The 18,957-nt window shown below is 58.1% G+C and carries 17 protein-coding genes; 13 read left to right on the top strand and 4 right to left on the bottom strand.

What is annotated here, in order from left to right; genetic code table 11:
• Positions 1 to 43 precede the first annotated feature (43 nt).
• From ACIOZM_RS00560 to ACIOZM_RS00515, 10 genes are all read left to right on the top strand, one after another.
• Positions 44 to 1,156, top strand: coding sequence for a WD40/YVTN/BNR-like repeat-containing protein (locus ACIOZM_RS00560; protein ID WP_401208187.1), 1,113 nt, complete (start codon positions 44 to 46; stop codon positions 1,154 to 1,156).
• A 50-nt stretch (positions 1,157 to 1,206) separates the two neighbouring features.
• Positions 1,207 to 3,681, top strand: coding sequence for an RND family transporter (locus ACIOZM_RS00555; protein WP_401208184.1), 2,475 nt, complete (start codon positions 1,207 to 1,209; stop codon positions 3,679 to 3,681).
• Positions 3,682 to 3,725: 44 nt separating this feature from the next.
• Positions 3,726 to 4,199 (top strand): VOC family protein, encoded by a 474-nt coding sequence (locus tag ACIOZM_RS00550; RefSeq protein ID WP_401208181.1) that lies wholly within the window; start codon positions 3,726 to 3,728, stop codon positions 4,197 to 4,199.
• Positions 4,200 to 4,245: 46 nt separating this feature from the next.
• Entirely contained in the window at positions 4,246 to 4,770 is a 525-nt protein-coding gene (locus tag ACIOZM_RS00545; RefSeq protein WP_017337776.1) for a nuclear transport factor 2 family protein, read from the top strand.
• A gap of 123 nt (positions 4,771 to 4,893) precedes the next feature.
• The gene (locus tag ACIOZM_RS00540) at positions 4,894 to 5,250 is read left to right on the top strand and encodes a DUF4286 family protein (protein WP_017337777.1); all 357 of its coding nucleotides are present in this window, start codon (positions 4,894 to 4,896) and stop codon (positions 5,248 to 5,250) included.
• Positions 5,251 to 5,269: 19 nt separating this feature from the next.
• The gene (locus tag ACIOZM_RS00535; protein ID WP_401208177.1) at positions 5,270 to 5,761 is read left to right on the top strand and encodes a VOC family protein; all 492 of its coding nucleotides are present in this window, start codon (positions 5,270 to 5,272) and stop codon (positions 5,759 to 5,761) included.
• Positions 5,762 to 5,836: 75 nt separating this feature from the next.
• Complete coding sequence (locus tag ACIOZM_RS00530) at positions 5,837 to 6,712, top strand: SMP-30/gluconolactonase/LRE family protein (protein WP_401208174.1); 876 nt, start codon at positions 5,837 to 5,839, stop codon at positions 6,710 to 6,712.
• A gap of 75 nt (positions 6,713 to 6,787) precedes the next feature.
• Positions 6,788 to 7,531: an SDR family NAD(P)-dependent oxidoreductase gene (locus ACIOZM_RS00525; RefSeq protein ID WP_401208171.1), complete on the top strand. Its 744-nt coding sequence runs from the start codon at positions 6,788 to 6,790 to the stop codon at positions 7,529 to 7,531.
• Positions 7,532 to 7,746: 215 nt separating this feature from the next.
• Positions 7,747 to 8,727, top strand: coding sequence for a LysR family transcriptional regulator (locus ACIOZM_RS00520; protein ID WP_401208168.1), 981 nt, complete (start codon positions 7,747 to 7,749; stop codon positions 8,725 to 8,727).
• Positions 8,720 to 9,694, top strand: coding sequence for a LysR substrate-binding domain-containing protein (locus ACIOZM_RS00515; RefSeq protein ID WP_401208166.1), 975 nt, complete (start codon positions 8,720 to 8,722; stop codon positions 9,692 to 9,694). Before ACIOZM_RS00520 ends, ACIOZM_RS00515 begins: the two co-directional genes overlap by 8 nt.
• A gap of 57 nt (positions 9,695 to 9,751) precedes the next feature.
• Here ACIOZM_RS00515 and ACIOZM_RS00510 read toward each other — a convergent pair whose 3' ends face one another.
• Positions 9,752 to 10,306 (bottom strand): nuclear transport factor 2 family protein, encoded by a 555-nt coding sequence (locus tag ACIOZM_RS00510; RefSeq protein WP_401208164.1) that lies wholly within the window; start codon positions 10,304 to 10,306, stop codon positions 9,752 to 9,754.
• A 24-nt stretch (positions 10,307 to 10,330) separates the two neighbouring features.
• The gene (locus tag ACIOZM_RS00505) at positions 10,331 to 12,685 is read right to left on the bottom strand and encodes a CocE/NonD family hydrolase (RefSeq protein WP_401208161.1); all 2,355 of its coding nucleotides are present in this window, start codon (positions 12,683 to 12,685) and stop codon (positions 10,331 to 10,333) included.
• A gap of 164 nt (positions 12,686 to 12,849) precedes the next feature.
• On the opposite strand from ACIOZM_RS00505, the gene ACIOZM_RS00500 reads away from it, so the two are divergent.
• Entirely contained in the window at positions 12,850 to 13,494 is a 645-nt protein-coding gene (locus ACIOZM_RS00500) for a TetR family transcriptional regulator (protein ID WP_401208158.1), read from the top strand.
• A gap of 72 nt (positions 13,495 to 13,566) precedes the next feature.
• On the opposite strand, the gene ACIOZM_RS00495 is transcribed toward ACIOZM_RS00500, so the two are convergent.
• Positions 13,567 to 15,828, bottom strand: a complete 2,262-nt coding sequence (locus tag ACIOZM_RS00495) for a CocE/NonD family hydrolase (RefSeq protein WP_401208156.1) — start codon at positions 15,826 to 15,828, stop codon at positions 13,567 to 13,569.
• A gap of 116 nt (positions 15,829 to 15,944) precedes the next feature.
• Here ACIOZM_RS00495 and ACIOZM_RS00490 point away from each other — a divergent pair, with 116 nt between their 5' ends.
• Positions 15,945 to 16,550, top strand: coding sequence for a TetR family transcriptional regulator (locus tag ACIOZM_RS00490; RefSeq protein ID WP_401208154.1), 606 nt, complete (start codon positions 15,945 to 15,947; stop codon positions 16,548 to 16,550).
• A gap of 63 nt (positions 16,551 to 16,613) precedes the next feature.
• Entirely contained in the window at positions 16,614 to 17,054 is a 441-nt protein-coding gene (locus tag ACIOZM_RS00485; protein ID WP_401208151.1) for a MarR family winged helix-turn-helix transcriptional regulator, read from the top strand.
• A gap of 55 nt (positions 17,055 to 17,109) precedes the next feature.
• Here the strand turns inward: ACIOZM_RS00485 and ACIOZM_RS00480 are convergent, their stop codons facing one another.
• Positions 17,110 to 18,882: an acyl-CoA dehydrogenase C-terminal domain-containing protein gene (locus ACIOZM_RS00480; RefSeq protein ID WP_401208148.1), complete on the bottom strand. Its 1,773-nt coding sequence runs from the start codon at positions 18,880 to 18,882 to the stop codon at positions 17,110 to 17,112.
• Positions 18,883 to 18,957: the final 75 nt, after the last annotated feature.

The following is an 18,957-nucleotide window of genomic DNA, read 5'->3' as shown; positions in this document are numbered from 1 at the left end:
GACTGTATCTGGCTTGAACGATGAACCTGATGAGATGACCGGTATGAATAACAATAACAATGAAGGCGTCGACGTATCCCGTCGCGGGCTGTTGCTGGTGGGGTTGGGTCTGGGTTTGCAAGTGTTGTTGGCCCCGACTCTGGCCTCTACCACGGTAGCGTTCGCTTCGGCAGCCATGCCTGGGCTGCTCGGCCAACCGGCGACCATGACCCCACGAGCAGCACAGGCTGTGCTGACTCGCGTAGTGGTGGCCGGTGACCGCTTGGTGGCGGTGGGCGAACGCGGCATGGTGGTGCTGTCCGACGATGGCGGCCGACATTGGCGCCAGGCCCGCGTGCCGGTGAGTGTGACGCTGACATCAGCGAGTTTTGTCGATGCCCGTCAGGGCTGGATCGCTGGCCACAGTGGCGTTGTGTTGCATACCTCTGACGGTGGCGAGAACTGGTCCATTCAGACCGATGGAATCGCCCTGGCACAGGCCAGTCTCGTTCAGGCACAGGCGTTGCCCGATACCAATGCCGATCGCGAACACCGCGTCCAGCAGGCCCAGCGTCTGGTGGATGACGGTGCAGACAAACCACTGCTGTCGATCTGTTTTGCCGATGCGTTGCACGGGATGGTGGTGGGTGCCTTCGGCCTCGCCGCCAGCACCGATGATGGCGGCAAGACCTGGACGCCTTGCCGCGAACGTCTGGCCAATCCCATGAGCATGCATCTGTATACGATTGCCCATCACGCCAAGACCTGGGTGGTGGCGGGCGAGCAGGGCGTGCTGATGCGTAGCGACGACGATGGCGCAAGCTTCACGGCATTGGCGGCACCTTCCGAACGCACCCTGTTCACCGCAACGGCCACGCGGGGTGGGAGTTTTGTCTTCGCCGGGCTGTTGGGGGCTGCGTGCCGCATCGACTCGGGGAGTACAACCGTGAACGCTATCGAACTGGCAGCGCCGTTGACGATTCTGTCCAGCGTTGAACTGCGCGATGGCCGAGTGATGCTGTTGGCACAGGGCGGGCGAGTGCTTGGAAGTCACGACGGTGGTGTCCATTTTGCCGAACAGCAACTGCCGCGACGCTTGCCGCTGACCTCGCTGGTCGAAGCCGCAGACGGTGGGCTGGTGGCCACCAGCATGGGTGGAGTCTCCCGGCTTGGTTGACGACATCCACCTGCACGCTCACTCGACGCGCCTTATAAGAGTCCAATGACATGACCACAGTGAAACCTGCTGAGACCGGTGCTTGCCGGCTCGAAGACTTTGATCCGCGCTCGGGCAATGCGCTCGAACGCGCCGTGTTCAACCATCGCATCCTGGTGCTGTGTTTGTGCGTGCTGGTCACCGTCCTGTTGGGCTTCAGCGCGCTGAGCCTGAAGCTCAATGCCAGCTTCGAAAAGACCATTCCGACCGGCCACCCGTACATCACCAATTATCTGGAGCACAAAAAAGAGCTGACGGGCCTGGGTAACTCGGTGCGCATCGCGGTGGAGGCTCGCAAGGGCGACATCTACAACGCGCACTATCTGGAAACGCTGCGTCAGGTCAACGATGACGTGTTCATCCTGCAGGGCGTGGATCGCGCGTTCATGAAATCGCTGTGGACGCCGAACGTGCGCTGGACCGCGGTGACCGAAGACGGTCTGGACGGTGGTCAGGTGATCCCTGCGCACTACGACGGCTCGCCGGCGAAGATCGAAGAGTTGCGCATGAACGTGCAGCGCTCGGGCGAAATCGGCCAGTTGGTCGCGGTCAATGGCGGCTCGACGGTGATTCAAGTGCCGCTGCTGGAACATGACGCGGCCGGCAAACCGCTGGACTACGCGGCGCTGTCCAAGCAGCTGGAGCAATTGCGCGCCAAGTACAGCAGTGACGAGGTGGCCATTCACATCACCGGGTTTGCCAAGCTGTCCGGCGACCTCATGGATGGCATGCAGGAGGTGATCGGCTTCTTCTTCATCGCACTGATCATCTGCGCGGCAATGGTGTTCCTGTACAACCGCGATGCGATCAGCACCGCACTGGTGGTGATCACATCGGTAACCGGCGTGCTCTGGCAACTCGGGCTGCTGCCGTTGTTGGGTTACTCGCTGAACCCGTACTCGATGTTGGTGCCGTTTCTGATCTTCGCCATCGGCATCAGCCATGGCGCGCAGAAAATGAACGGCATCCTGCAGGACATCGGTCGTGGCACGCACCGCTATGTCGCAGCACGTTTCACCTTTCGCCGCCTGTTCCTTGCGGGCCTGACTGCTCTGTTGGCGGACGCCGTTGGCTTCGCGGTGCTGCTGATGATCGACATTCCGGTGATCCGCGAACTGGCCATCGCCGCCAGCCTCGGCGTGCTGGTGCTGGTGATTTCCAACCTGATCCTGCTGCCGGTGTTGTTGAGCTACGTCGGTGTCAGCCGTAAAGCCGCCGAACGCGCCGTGCGCCGGGAATCGGCGACCGCCGCCGGGGAGAGCAGTGCGTTCTTTATCTGGCTGGTGCGCTTTACCGAAGGCCGTCGTGCAACGGCAGCGATCGTCACGGCGGCGGTGCTCGCGGTGGTCGGCGTGGCCGTCGGCACGCAACTGAAGGTCGGCGATCTCGACCCTGGCGCTCCTGAGCTGCAAGCCGATTCGCGCTACAACCGCGACGTCAGCTACCTGACCACTAACTATGGCGCGAGCAATGATCTCTTCGCGATCATGGTCAAGACTTCCGAAGGCAACTGCAGCCAGTACGACGTGTTGCGTCGGGTCGACCAACTGGAATGGGCGTTGATGGATCTTCCCGGTGTCGAATCCACCCAGTCGATTGCGCGTCTGCAACGGCGCCTGATGGTCGGCATGAACGAGGGCAGTCCGCTGTGGTACGACCTGTCGAGCAATCAAAGCATGCTCAACACTATCACCGCCCGGGCACCGCGTGAGCTGTACAACGAAGAATGCAACCTGCTGACGGTGTACGCCTACCTGCGTGATCACCGCGCCGAGACCCTGCAGCAAGTGGTCGACCTGGTCGAAAGCTTCGCCGCCAAAAACAATGACAAGGACGCCACCTTCCTGTTGGCGGCCGGTTCCGCCGGGATCGACGCGACCACCAACATCGTGGTTCACAAGGCCTGGTACCAGATGTTGTTCATGGTGTACGGGGCCGTGGCGCTGCTGTGCTTTGTGACGTTCCGCTCATGGCGAGCGGTGCTGGTCGCGATGCTGCCGCTGATGCTCACCTCGATTCTCGCCGAAGCGTTGATGGTCGCGCTGGGCATGGGCGTCAAAGTGGCGACCTTGCCGGTGATCGCCCTTGGCGTCGGCATCGGCGTGGATTACGCGCTGTATGTGTTGAGCGTGACGCTTGCGCAAATGCGTGCCGGAGCCACGTTGAAACAAGCCTACGCCACGGCGCTGCAGTTCACTGGCCGGGTGGTATTGCTGACCGGTATCACGCTGGCGGCAGCGGTCGCGACCTGGCATTTCTCCAGCATCAAGTTCCAGGCCGATATGGGCCTGCTGCTTGCGTTCATGTTCTTGTGGAACATGCTTGGCGCTCTGGTACTGATCCCGGCACTGGCGCGCTTTCTCCTGCCCGGCGCACGCGTCGGCGCCGTCGTCGAGGTCACCGATCAAACACCGCCGCCAGCGATCTCAGCACCCTTATCCGCAACCAAACCCGAGAAGCCGGTATTCGAAAGATGCCTGCCGTAACCCATCAACCTGACTTTTCAAACCACCAACAATAAGGAAACACCATGGATCGCTATATCAATCGCCTGTTTCACGTGTGCATCACCGTTGCTGATATCGATGCTGCACTTGAGTTTTACTGCGGCGTGCTCGGCCTTGAGTCCATCGGCAAACTGCGACACGAAAGGGCACCCGGTGAAATCCTTGGTTTCCCGAACCAGATCATTGAAATCCATGCCGATCACCTCGTCGGCAAAGACAAGGACAACGCCACGGTTATCGACCTGATCGAATTCGTCGAGCCAAAAACCGTGGTCAACAAAAACACTTCTGCGCCGCTGAACCACGCTGGCATCAACCGTATGGCGTTTGGTGTAGACGACACCGATGCCATTCATGAGAAGCTCAAGGCACGCGGCGACATCGTTTTTCTCTGCGAGCCACAAGTGGTGATCGCGCCAACCGGCGGTAAATTCAAGATCCTCACGTTCAAAGATCCGTTCGACAACGTTCTGGAAGTGATTGAGTACTGCAAGTAATCCGTGTTTGTAGAATTTATTACTCGGAAAAAATCGGAGAATTTAAATGAGTGTCACACAAGACAAGTCCGAAATTATTGATGTCATCAACCTGTATGGCGTCGCGTTGGACGCTCACGCCTGGGACTTGCTGGACGAGGTGTTTACCGAGGATGCCCACGCTGATTTCGGGCCGGCCGGCGCCGTCTGGAAGTCGGTCGGTGCGCTGAAGTTCGCCTTCAAGGACTTTCACGAAACACTGACCAATCACATGCACACCATGACCGGTTCCTGCGTACACGTGGAGGGCGACACAGCCTACGCGCTGACCTACGGTGACTGGCTGCTGTCCCGTGATTCGGCAGTGGGTGGCCCTGACTGGGTTGGCCGTGGCTGGTACGACGATATTCTGGTGCGCACCGACAAAGGCTGGCGCATCAGCAATCGTGTGTGCCGGCTGATTTCCTGGACAGGCAACCCGAATGTGCCTGAACCCGCGTACGAACAGCATCCGGTGATGACCACCCACACGCTGCGCAGTCATCGCGAAGAAGGCAAGGTCCGGTTCTTCGAAGCCATCGCCAAAAAGTAATCAGTTAATAGCAACGACGGATCCACTTCCGATTGTTTGACGGAAGTGGTCTGGGGTTTCTATTGCCCGAAATTCCATTGTGGGGCTCTGGCGAAGAGCAACTTTTTATATTGGGAACTAATCATGAATGACCAGAGCGTTATCTGGACAGTGGGCATCAATTGCTCAGCGGAAGACGAAGACAAGTTCAATGTTTGGTACGACGACGTGCACGTACCGATGTTGATGCAGGGCGACTGCGTGAGAAAAGTCAGCCGCTTCAAACTGGCCGAGGAGACCTATCACGTCGGCGTAACCACCCAGCCGTGCCCGACGTACCTGACGATTTATGAATTCGACAGCCAGGAAAAATTCGAAGACTGGATGAAGAGTCCGTCGCGCATTGAAGCCGGTGAAGACAAGACAAAGACCTGGGGCGACAAGGTGTATGACGTTCAATGGGCAACGCGTTACGACCTCACTAACACCTGGAACGGCTAATTAAAGGGCGGTAAAAGTCATGAACGCACTGGTTAAAAAACTGCTTCACGTTTGCATCACCGTCCCCGACGTTGATCAGGCTCTCAAGTTCTACCGCGATGTACTGGGTTTTGTTTCGACCTTTGAAACCAGAACCGATGAAGCGGATGGCCCGCTGCTGGGTTTCGCCGAAGATGAGATCAGCATTTACGCCCATCACATCCTCACCGCAGGTGCCGATGCCAAGCACGCCACCGAAATCAACCTGATCGAGTACACCAAACCAGCAACGATCATCGGCGATGGCCCTTACGACTTGATGAATCAGGTCGGGATTACCCGTCTCGCACTGCTGGTTGAAAACACTCGCGAAGCCTTTGAAAAGATCAGCGCGTACGAAGGTGTCGAAGTGGTTTGCGCGCCCAAAGACATCATCATCCGCAAGCCTGGGCAAAACCTGACCATGACCTGGTTCAGCTTCAAAGACCCTTACGGCGTGTTCATCACCATTGCCGAACCACCAAAAGCTTAAGCAGCCCCGTTCAATATCGCGGTTCAGCTTGGGTCGGATCGCCTCATTCCAGTTCAGGAAAATCCAGGAGATAACATGCAGATCGATGTTCTGGTGGACGTAAAAACCACCATCGGTGAGGGCCCTGTATGGGATGTGCAGGAGCAGCGCCTGTACTGGATCGACGTGGTCGGCGGTCGCGTTTATCGCTGCACCGCTGACGGGCGCGAGGTGCGTACGTGGGAAATGCCCGACACCATCGGATCGATGGCGCTGCGTCGTAATGGCGGCGCCATTGTGGCGCTGGGTTCGGGGTTTCACTTCCTCGACTTCGACACGGGCGAGACACAGCTGATCGTCAATCCCGAGGCTGGCAAGCCGCATAACCGCTTGAACGATGGCAAGGTTGACGCGCGTGGGCGTTTCATCGTCGGCAGCATGGACACCCGCGAGGGCTTTGCCGATGGCACGCTGTTTCGTATCGACCCGGATCTGTCGGTGCATACGCTCGATTCAGGTTTCGCGATTTCCAACGGGCCATGCTGGAGCCCCGACGGTTCGACGTTCTATTTCTCCGATACTTTTTCCGGTGAAATCTGGGCGTATGACTATGACCTCGAAACCGGCGGCATTGCCAACCGTCGCACCTTCACCAAAGCAGGCTTTACCGAGGCGACAGCCACTGACGGCTCGACTGTCGATTCCGAAGGCTACCTTTGGAATGCTCAGGTCTACGCCGGAAAGTTGTGCCGCTTTGCGCCGGACGGCAGCCTCGATCGGGTCATCGAAATGCCGGTAAAGAAAGTCACCAGCGTCAACTTTGGCGGGCCTGACATGGACACGTTGTTTGTCACTTCGATGGCCAAGCCGCCGTTGCCACGCTATCCAGGTGACAACATGATGCGCGGGAGTCTTTTCGCCGTGCGTGGTTTAGGGGTGCAAGGGCTGCCAGAGCCGCGCTTTGGTGGCTAACCCTGACCTTGCCGCGCTACTCGATAGTGGCGCGCGGCGGGGCAACGACAACCTTTAACCTTTGGGGTAGACACCGTGCGAACCCATAAAAATCGCGTCGCAGTTGTTTCGGGCGCTGCCAAGGGCATTGGCCAGGAACTGGCGATTCAGCTGGCACAACGTGGCGCCGCTCTGGCACTGCTGGACATCGCCGATCTTTCGCAAACCCGCGAGCGGATTGAGGAGGCGGGCGGCCAAGCTATTGCCATTCATTGTGATGTCAGCCAGGAAGCCGACTGGATCGCTGCCGGCGAGGTCGTCAAAAACCACTATGGTCGCTGCGATATTCTGGTCAACAACGCCGGGATCTACCCCAATGTGCACTTTGATGAATTGGAATTCAAAACCTGGCGGCGCACTTTTGAGATCAATCTCGACAGTATGTTTTTGAGCGCAAAAGTCTTCGTGCCGATGATGCGTATTAATGGCTGGGGGCGCATCGTCAACGTCTCTTCGACATCGATTGTCACCAACGCTGTTGGCGTCAGTCATTACATGGCAAGCAAGATGGGCATCATTGGCTTCACCCGAGGACTGGCGAATGATCTGGGCAAGGACTTCATTACCGTCAATACGCTCGCGCCCGCACTGACCGCGACACCCGGCACCAGCCATATACCCGACGTCGTACGCGATAGCATTGTCAATTTACAGGCCTTCAAGAGAATGGCGGTGCCCAACGACATTGTCGGGCCAATGCTGTTTTTGACCAGCGAGGACGCACAGTTCGTGACGGGACAGGTGCTGGCTGTCGATGGCGGCATGATGAAAACCTGCTGAACCGTCATCTTTCGGTTCATGGACGATCGGCAAGCATAGTCTTGCCGTCGTCTCCCTCGTTAACCCCTTTTTTCGCCTGTCCGGAGCCTGTGATTTTGCGCCTGTTCATCGAGGTTGGATCAGGGCTGGCAAGCCATTCCCGATATGGATAGAGTACGAGCCACCTATAAATTGCTGGCGGTGATCAGCAAGCATAATAAGAGACGATTCCGCGCATGATGCTCCCCAAGCTGATGCACATCCGCATGTTTGTTGCCGTGTACGAGGAAGGCTCCTTCACCGTTGCTGCCAGCCGCGAAGGGCTGGGACAGTCCGGCGTGTCTGCGCATGTTCGGCAGTTGGAAAATCAATTGGGCGTGCGGCTGTTCGCCCGCGACCGCACGATTATTCCCACGCCCGCCGGGCATGCCTATTACCAGCAATGTGTGCAGTTGCTACGTCAGCACGAAAGCGCCTGCAACGCAGTCGGTCATCGCGCAGAGCCGTCGGACGGTTCGCTGCGTATAGGCATGATCCCGACCATGACGCGTTCGGTATTCAGCCGCGCACTGCTGGCTTTTGAAGCCGCTTACCCCAACGTTTCCGTGCACCTTACCGAAGGCGCAGGCAGCGTGATTGCGACCGCAGTGCGTCGTGGCATGCTGGATTTCGCCATCACGCAACGCATGTCTTACGACGGCGGTGGCGGGGCGGTCGGGCTGAGTACATCGTTGTTCACCAGAACACCGGCGTTTCTGGTGTCCTCACCTGACTCAGGCTTGCCGCACTGCGAACCGGTGCGTCTGAGCGACATCAAGGACTTGCACCTGGTGCTGCCGATCGGACGACGACCGCTGCTGGAGCAGTACCTGATCGATCACAAGGTGCAAGTCGTGCAGCGCCTCAACTGGTTCGAGTCCATGCTGGGCGCCATGGATCTGGTGCGCTCCAGCCACTGGGCGGCGATTATTTCTGGCCTGTTTATCGCCGACGATCTGCGGCGCAAGCGTTTTACGCTTAACCCGCTGGCCGATCCGATTCTCTGGGACGAAATGCTGCTGGTAGAGCCGGCGCGCAAACCCTTGTCGATGATTGCCCAGAACTTCATCGAGTTTTTGAAGAAGGCTACCGAAGACATCAACGCGATACCGATCCGTATCGCCCATGGCGAGCAGTCGTCAAACGCAGACTTCAAAGAGGTATCGCGCCATGAATGACTCGCTACCCGGTTTGCGGGAAATGCAAATGTTCGTGGCGGTGTACGAGACGCGATCATTCACGGCGGCGGCAGCACGTGAGTTCGCCACTCAGTCGGGCATATCCCAGCACATCAAACAGATCGAAGAAATGCTCGGCGTGCAGCTGTTTGACCGACTGAAAGGTGTAGAGCCTACCGCTGCGGGCACCTCCTTTTATCAGCATTGTCTGGAAGTGGTGGCGGCCAATTCCAGGGCACTGCGGTCGCTGGATACATTCGAGCAGGGCCTGCCCGGCGAAGTTCGCTTCGGGGTAACACCGACACTGGCGACCTATCAGCTCGCGCCGGCCTATTTGCGTCTGATGTCGCAGAATCCCAATGCCTCAATCGCGGTGATCGACGCCCCGAGTAACATGCTGATCGACATGGTGCGGGCCGGCGAACTCGACTTTGCGATCATCCCATCGATTTCGCAGCCACCGGCGGATCTGTCCACGACAGTATTTGCCGCCACACCTGCGTTTCTGGTCTCGTCAATCACCCATGACAGTGGCTTCGAGCATGGCGAACTGATTGAGCTCGACGAACTGACGGGGTTTAAGCTGCTGGCCCCTGACAGTCGCGAATATGCTCAGTGGATCGGATCACAACTGGAAGCTCTTTCGGGGCCGGGCCCCTGTTACCAGCTCGATGCGGTGCTGGCCACGCTCGACCTGATCAGGCAGAGCGAGTGGATGGCGATTCTTCCCGGCCTGCTATTCGTTCACGATTTCAGTGTTGAACCTGCAGAGCGGGACTTCAGGATCAACCCCTTTGCCGGTGCCGGCCTGACGCTGGAGCTGCTGTTAGTGCAGCCGACCGGGCCAAAGCCTTCAGCGCTGATGATGGCGGCGATCAGTGCAATCCAACAGGTGACCCAGGAGCACATTCAACTGCTCAGCCGTTTCCGGTTTGGTAACCAGCCGGCCGTTCGCAGGTTGCAATAATCGCGGCGTTTTGCGGGGGAGGGTGCAGAGGGGCATTGCCCCTCTGGTGTTCGTCGATCAAGCGTCTGCGAGTGATTTTTGCCCGATCGGGGTGCCCGAATAACCGGCCACCTTGCGCAATACCCGATCAGTGCCGTCACGCGGACTGCCGGAAGCGTCTGGATGATCGTCGAACCAGTTTCCCCTTGGATAGCGGTACATCAAATCGACCATGAGACGCCGCTCGGCAATCAGCCAAACACCGTCACGACGTTCAAATCGATCAAAATAGCGCGCCCATAATTTAACCGTATCGCCTTTCCAGTGATGACGCTCTGAAGCGGCGTGGTCAGCCTGCAGATAGGTTTCAACGAACGCAATCTCGGGGCCATCGAATTCGACCAGGCTATTTCCCAGGAAATGCTGAGTACGGTTAAACCGTGGCATTTCGTCAGTCAGGAACTGAAAAAACCCCTCGGCGCCGCCGACATGAAGGCTTTCTGGAAAGTGGATGTAGGCGTCTTTATGGAAAGCGCCACGCACCAGTGACATGTCAATCCGGTCAAGGCCACGGCAATAGCGCAGCAGGACATCGTGAATTTCGGTGCGCGCGGCAAGTTCTTCGAGCGTCATAGCTATCTCCTGTACTCATTTTTGTTAGAGGTGCAACGGTGCTTTCGCTGGAACAATCGGAAGCTGAATAAAACCCTGGCGATCCGGTCCGCTGTAGACCGTATTTCGCGCGCCGTCGTGGCAGGCGCTGTCATATCCGTGCCGAGGGCCGTGATCGACACCGTCGAAAGGCTGGATATCCACGCGCAGGCGGTAACCCTTGCGGATCAACGCTGTGTTGGGAATGATCTCGATTTCAACCATTACCACTTCATCGCTTTCGAGCGGTGCATGGTCGGCTTTAAGGTGCGTGTGCTTGACCGTGTACTCGGTGGTACGCGATGCATCCACTTGGCGATGCGACGCCTTCAACCAGCCCTTGGCCAAGGGATAGTTGGGTACGTTCATGCCCATTGTGGTCGGGCCGGCGTAGTCGACTTCCAGGCCGTTTTCATCGAGTACGCGCAGGCTCACGAAGATATCCATGTCCTCGCTGGTGGAAGACACCCACAGCCGCGCTTTGCCATACCCCGCGAACACCATGTCTTGCGTCACGGGATCACTGATGAACGAAATGCCGGTTTTCCATATTTCCAGTACTGAAGGGGGTTTGACGGGAAGAAAGCACGGCGGGATGCCCGTGCGCAGCGCCAAGGGAATTTGCGCGGAGTAATCGGCCTGCCCGCTGACGACCGGAGGGGTCAACGCCAGACGCAGAAAGTCGTCGCGGTGCTCGTCGCCTTGCCAGTCTGATGGCGTGGCATCGAAGAACCACTGCGGATAGTTCGTTCTTGCGATGGGCCATTCGTGCTCTTCCTGAATGTAGGAGGCGCCATTGCCACTTCGAATCTCAAGACGCACCGGAGGGGTGTCCATGATGCCGTTGTCGATGCCTTTCAACCAATGGTCAAAAAACGCCCGATGATCGCCGATGGCGGTTCGCGAATAAGCTTTGGTGAACCAGTCTTCCCAGAAGTCGATCTTCTTCGACGCCGTGTTCGTGGCCAGATAAGCCTCGCTGCTGCCGAGCTGATGGAAATGCGCCATGTGCGTTGTGCAGGCAATGGACCACAGCGGCACGTTCACTTTGCTCATGTCCGGGTTCATCAGAATCGTCGAGTGTGGGCCGAACGCCTTGGCGGTATCCGAATCCTTGAACGTGGCCTCCTTGAGCATGCCGATAAAGTCGACTGCATTTGGCTCACCACACACCGCAGCCAGTACGCCGGCCTTGTACCAGTGGCTGAAGAACTCCTCGTTGAGGATACCGCCGGTATAGGCAACCTCCTCGTACAGATCAACATCGGTGCCGATGGCGATCATTGCTTTCAGATGCTGCGGCTCAAGGCTTGCCGCTGCGTGCTGGCTCATCGCGTAGTACGACATACCCCACAGCCCGACATTACCGTTTGACCAGGGCTGTACTCCCGCCCAGTCAATCGCATCGCGAAAGGCTTCGGCCGTTTCTATGCCAAATGGCGCAAGTGTCCCCGGGTTTTTGCCTGAGCCAGGGCCATCCACACGCACCAGTACATAGTCATGCGGCACCCAATCCACCGAGTTGGCTGTTTCGTGATTCTCAAACACTTGCCCTTCGGGATTGCCGTGGAAATAGCGCTCCTCCATGTCCTCGTGGGCGACAAAGTCGGCGTCGTCGGTAATCGAGTGATGGTAGAACGCCCGGCCATAAGGGCCGCAGTTCATGATGACCGGGAAGCGGCCAGGCTTGGCCGGACGGAACACGTCCGCGTACACGTGCAGGCCGTTTTTCAGGGGAATCCTGACGTCCTTGAAACGCAGAATGCCGAGAATGTTTCGCCGGACTTCATTGCGTGCCGTCGCCGCATGGCAGAGCTGGCGCGGTGTGCGATTGGTAAAGACGCCGGCGGCCGAAAGCTCGGCGAACACCGATGCGATCAAAGGGTCCTGTTCAAACTCAAGCACCGGGTTCAACGCGAGGCCGGCAAAGGAAATATCGTGGCGGAAATTGAGGCGATACTGGCCGATAATTTCGTGTGCTGCCGGGTCGATGCAGATGCCGCTATCCAGATTTCCTTCGCGGTCGAGCGAGCAGAGGAAGCGGGCAATGTTTGTCAGCCCGGCATCGAGCAACTTGTTGATGTTGCCGTCCACGCGGCTGACGATGTCTGCCAGATTGAGGCGGGGTGCGCCGAGTGCGGAACCGATCGGTGTGTTACCCACCAGAAAGGCAACCCGCTCGCCCTTGCGGTAGTGGAATTCACCGTGTTCGTTCGTCAGCCCGCTGAAGGTAGAAGTCTGATATCTGAGGCCGGCAACCGGACCGGAAAACACACCGGTTTGCAACTTGCGGACATTGTGTCCGCTATCGCCAGCAGGCAGCGCCGTGGCGTGAGTAAAAGTCTGCAGGGTATCGCTCATGAAGAGGTCCTCTTGTAGTGCAGATCTTGGTTTTGCGCAGTGCAGCGGCGCGAGTGTAAGTCTGATTTTCGATTAACTCAACACGTGTTGAGTTTTTATGTATAGCATGTATCTCGACATAACGAACACAGAAAAATGACCACGCACAGGGAAATATCGGCGCCATGAAAACCACTGAAGAACCCACCACAGCTGATGCCCGTGAAATCAAAACCGGGCGGCGTCCTGGCTCGGGAAATAGCCGCCAAGCGGTGCTTGAAGCGGCACGTGCGCGTTTCGCCAGCGACGGTTTCGGTGCGACCACGATGCGCCGCGTGGCCGCCGATGCCAGCGTTGACGTGTCTATGGTCATGCAGTTTTTCCGCTCTAAGGACGAGCTGTTTGCAGCGGTGATGAATATTCCGGAATCAGCTCTGGAGAAGCTCAGCGCTGTTTTTGCCGGCACCGACAAGCAACTTGGAGAGCGCGTGGTTCGCGCGTTTCTACAGGCGTGGGAGGGCTCACCAGAGGAGTCGGAGCCGCTGATGGCGATGCTCAGAAATGCGATGGTCAACGAGCAGGCGCGTCATCAACTGCGCGACTACATTGAGTCGCGGTTGATCGCAGGCGCAGGCGAATCGCTTGGGCAAGACGCGCGCCTGCGCGCAGGCCTGGCGTTGTCCATGCTGGTGGGAATAGTGACCGGACGACAAATCATCGGCGTGCCGATTCTTGCCGCTACCGATCGGGAGACCTTGGTGGGGTTGGTCGCCCCGGCGATTCAGCACACGCTGCTGCCACCCCGAAAGTGCGCAAGCGCCACTGACTGATGGGGGGCATGGTTTTCACCTCATTACGGCAGATGGACTATGCCCACATTCAAGGCTACAACGCTTGACCGGTCAGGGAACGATCGGCAGTTGCAGGAAGCTCGGGTACTCCGGCCCAGTGTAAATGCGGTTCACGGCATCGACGTGATAGCTTTTGTCATAGGCACGAACCGGTACGCCGGCCGGCGCATAGGGCTGGATATCCACCAGCAGACGGCAGCCTTTGCGGATCATCGCGGTGCTCGGGTTGAGACCGATTTCGACCGGCACAATGTATCCTTGCTGAAGTGGTGCGCAGTCTTTCTCCAAGTGAGTGTGCACCGGCCAATACTCGGTAGTGCGTTCGGTGTCCAGCGTTCGGCGGGACACTTTCAGTAAGCCATGCCCAACCGGGTGGATGTGCACCGGATCCACCGGCAGCACCACGGATTCGTAGCGAATTTCGCGATCCTGCTCATCGAGAACCCGAAGCGAGACAAACACGTCCATATCCTCGCTGGTGGACTCCACCCACAGACCGACCTTCATGTAGCCGGCGAGAGTCATGTCTTCGCTCATCGGCTCGCTGACAAACGAGACACCTGTCGACCAGCGTGGCGTGCCGTCACTGGAGCCCGCCGGCGCGAGAGTTGGCGTGCCCAGATCAAGGTGCGCGTCATATTCGGCGCGGCTTTGAGCGGTTGGCAGCGATTCGGTAATGCGCAGCACGTTGAGACGACGACCGTCGTTTTGCCAGTCTGAAGGGCGAGCATCGAGGTACCAGCGACGGTATTCGGTACGCGCAATCGGCCACTCGTTTTCATGCAAGACAAAATGGGCACCACCGCCGGTTCGCACCTGCACCCGCACTGGCGCTTCGTCCATCACGCCGTTGTCGATGCCCTTGAGCCAGTAATCGAAATAGCGCATGTGTTCGGCGATTGATTTGTTGCTGTAGGAGTCCGGGAACCAGGCATCGGCAAAATCGAATTTGCGCGCTTTAGCAGCGGTGGAACGGATGTAGGTTTCGCTGCTGCCGAGTTGGTGAATGATCGCACCGACTTGTGGGCCGACGATCCACACCGGGGCGGTGGCTTTGCTCATGTCCGGCCGCATGAAGATGCTGCCGCGCGGGCCGTAGGCGTTGATGTCATTGAACGGCGTCGCCAGCACGCGGGCCATCCAGTCGGTTTCCGGACGCTCGCCACAGTGGTTGTTGCCTGACCAGATCTTCCACCACCAGTTCCAAAAGCCTGAGCCGAAGATGCCGCCGCCGTACAGGGCTTCGTTATAGATATCCGCGTCGGTGCCTTGCGCGATCATCGCCTTGAGGTGCGAAGGTTGAAGGCTGGCGACACTGTGCTGGGACATCGCCAAGTACGACATTCCCCACAACCCGACGTTGCCGTTGGACCAATGCTGAGTGCCTGCCCATTCGATGGCGTCGTAATAATCTTCGGCTTCCTGAACGCTGAAGGGCGCTTGCAGTCCTGGGCTTTTGCACACACCACGCGCGTCAACGCGGATACACACATAGCCTTCCGGCACCCACACCGAGGTGTCGACGGTCTCATGGTTTTCGTATTGGGCGCCGTCCGGGTTGCCGGAGAAATAACGATCCTCCATTTGCTCCTTGCGCAGGACGTCGGCCTCGTTACATATACAGTCGTGGTAAAAGCTCTTGCCGTAAAAGCCCTTGCTCATGACGATCGGGTATTCGCCTGGCTCGGCAGGACGGAAGACGTCGGCGCAAACGTACGAGCCGTCGCGCAACGGAATGCGCACATCGGTCATCTTGATGATGCCGCGGATATTGCGGCGTAATGCGTTACGGCTGGTGGCTGCATCGCACAGTGTGCGCGGTGTTTTGTCGGTGAACACACCGGGCGTGGCGTTGAGTGTTTCGAGAATCTGCAGCAGCGTCGGATCGTTGGCAAAATCGACCACGCCGCCTTGGCCCATCGGCATCACCGGTGGACTGAAATTGATCGGTGTGACGCCAATCAGCTCGTGCACAACCGGCGCAATTTTTACGCCTGACTCGATGCTGCCTTGCTGATCCAGGGTATGCACGAAACGAGCGAGGTTGGTGACCGAAGGATCGAGCAATTTGTCGATCTTGCCGTCGACTCGATTGGCCAGTTGCGCGAGATTCAGGCGTGGTGCGGCCGGTATGGCGCCCAACACGATCCCGCCGACCCGGAAGCTGATGGCCTCGCCGACGCGGTAGTGAAATTCGCCATTCTCCGAGGTCACGCCGGATAGCGTGGGTGTCTGGTATTTGAGTCCGACGATAGGGCCGGCAAAAATACCTGTCAACACGGGGCTCAACGCAGGTGCAGGAGACAGACTCATGCTGGATTCCTTATTGTTCTTGATTATGGGATCGATTCCAGTAAGGTACGGCGGACGAGAAAATAATTCAACACTCGTTGATATGGACGATGTTTCGTAATAATTTGGATATGACTATGAAGAAAGAAACCACTCCTGCGCCGCGTCGTGGGCGTCGACCAGGCCCCAACAGCACGCGGCATCTGGTGCTCGAAGCGGCACGTGCGCGTTTCGCCAGCGACGGTTTTGCCGCCACGACTATCCGTCTGATCGCGGCTGACGCAGGGGTCGATGTGGCTCAAGTGATGCAGTTTTTCCGCTCCAAGGACGAACTCTTCGCGGCGGTTATGGCAATCCCGGCTTCTGCTCTGGAGCGGTTCGACGCGCTCTATGAAGGCCCGGACGAACACTTGGGCGAGCGGGTAGTGCGCGCGTTTCTCACCGCGTGGGAGGGCATCCCGGAAGAGTCGGAACCGTTGATGGCCACGCTGCGTGGTGCCTTCGTCAATGATCAGGCACGCGATCAGCTACGCGCTTTCATTCAATCGCGATTGCTCGGTGGTACTCACGAGCATCTGGAGCCTGAAGCAAAGCTGCGATCCGGTCTCGCGGCGTCGTTGCTGGTCGGCATGGTGGTCAGCCGACGCATCATCGGTGTGCCGATGATGGTGGCCGTAGAACATGAAGAACTGGTGAGGATTATCGGTCCAGCCATTCAGAAGATTTTGGTACCCGAAATCTGATCGATTAAGTGCGGCGGGAAGCGCCACAACGATCGGCCCATGCATTGGAAGAGGAGGGAACATATGGCCAAATTTTCTGCCGCCAGCTTCAAAACCGTCCACCTCGGAATATTGCTTGGGCTGACGGCCACGCTGAAAGATCGGTTGCTGGATCGACACCTGATGCCGCTGGGCATCACCGCCGCGCAACTCAAAGTGCTGAGGATTGTGGGGCGCGGCGATGACACGGCGGTCGCGTTATGCCGGCACCTATCCATCCACAGTGCTTCGATGACGCGAATGCTCGATCGTCTAGAACGTAAAGGACTCATCGCGCGTAGTCAGGACGGGCACGATCGACGTCAGGTGCGTCTGAAGTTGACCGATAAAGGCGAAACATTGAGATCAATGTTCCCGCCGATGGAGGCCGCCGCCATGAATGAATTCACGGAGTGCCTCTCGACTGAGGAGCTGAAGTGCCTCGAGAGTCTGTTGGGAAAAATGCTCTCAGACGTTCCGCAGTAGCGTGATCACCAACGCAACGTGATCCGCTACCGAGGTAACGCCTTGGCTCAAACGCTTAAAACTGCTCCGCCGGCATCCTGAACAACGCGCCACTGCCCGCTCGGATGCACTGTTCCAGGCTATCAATCCGTGGCAGCAGACGCGTGAAGAAGAACTCCGCCGTCGCCAGTTTGGCTTGATAGAACGCCGCGCCGCTGTCGGGATTGTTCTGCGCCGTGTGGGCCATACGCGACCATATGTAGGCGTATGCCACATAACCAAAGACTTGCAGGTATTCCACGCAAGCACTGCCAACCAGATTGGCATCAAGGCTGGCTTTGTCCAGCAACCAGAGGCTGAGGTCATTCAGCCGTTCGGCGGCGGCGGCCAGTTCGATGCGGTATGGGGCGTCTTTTTGCTGGGTGAACTGTGCAATCTCATCAGTGAACAGTCGCAGGCTGACGCCACCGTTGCCAACGACTTTGCGCCCCAACAGATCCAGCGCCTGGATGCCATTGGTACCCTCGTAAATCTGCGCGATGCGCACGTCTCGAACCAGCTGCTCCTGCCCCCATTCGCGAATGTAGCCGTGGCCGCCAAATACCTGCTGACCGGTCACGCAGCTCTCTAATCCGCTGTCGGTAAAAAACGCTTTGGCCACGGGTGTCAGCAGGGCTACCAGCGCAGCGGCGCGTTGTTGTTCTTCGGTTTCCTCGGCAAATTTCGCTAGATCAAGTTGCTGGCCGACGTAGCAGGCAAACGCGCGTCCACCCTCGGTCATGGCTTTCATGCTGAGCAACATTCGACGCACGTCCGGGTGAACGATGATCGGATCGGCAGCCTTGTCCGCCGCGACTGGTCCGCTGGGTGCGCGACTTTGCAGCCGATCAAGCGCATAGGCGCGGGCATTCTGGTACGAGGCTTCTGCGCAACCGAGGCCCTGAATGCCAATGGATAATCGCTCGTAATTCATCATGGTGAACATGGCGGCGAGACCTTTGTTTTCCTCGCCGATCAACCAGCCACCGGCACCGTCAAAGTTCATCACGCACGTTGCAGACGCCTTGATTCCCATCTTGTGCTCGATGGAGCCACAGCTGACGGCATTGTGGTCCCCTAGCGATCCGTCATCGTTGACCAGCCGCTTGGGCACCAAAAACAGAGAGATCCCTTTTGCCCCTGACGGCGCGCCCGGCACTTTGGCCAATACCAGATGAACGATGTTTTCAGTCAGGTCCTGCTCACCACCGGTGATGAAAATCTTGCTGCCGCTGATGCGATAACTGCCGTCCGCTTGCACCTGCGCAGTCGTGCGGATCAGCCCTAAGTCTGTACCGGCGTGCGCTTCGGTCAGGCACATCGAACCGGCCCAGCGCCCCTCGTACATCGGCGGCAGATATTGGTTTTTCAGTTCTTCGCTGGCATGCGCATCGATCGCCAGGCAGGCGCCGGAGCTCAACGCTGAATAGAGCGCGAAACTGCAATTGGCGCCGTAAAGCATCTCCTCGAAACACACCGCGAGCATTTTTGGCATACCCATGCCGCCAAACGCTGGATTACCGCCAAGCCCGACCCAGCCACCTTCGGCATAAGTTGCGTAGGCCTCTTTGAATCCAGCAGGTGTTTGCACCTTGCCTTCGCGCCATTGCGCGCCTTCTTCATCGCCGCTGCGATTGAGCGGGGCGATCAGGCCGCCGGTCACTTTTTCGGCCTCTTCGAGAATTGCATCAGCGGTAGCGGCGTCGATCTGCTGCGCCAGTGCAGGCAAGCGAGCCCATATCGCAGGCGCCAAGAAAACCTCGTGAAGCAAAAAACGCATATCGGTGAGCGGGGCGTTGAATTGGGGCATTGCACAACCTCTTTTGTTATTGGTCATGGCTGAAGGCGGCCATGAACGGTTGGATAACGTGCTTTACAGCGTTTT

Origin of the sequence: Pseudomonas sp. NPDC087346 (assembly GCF_044744235.1) — a bacterium.
Lineage (GTDB): Bacteria > Pseudomonadota > Gammaproteobacteria > Pseudomonadales > Pseudomonadaceae > Aquipseudomonas.
This window is presented reverse-complemented; position numbering and strand designations above follow the sequence as displayed.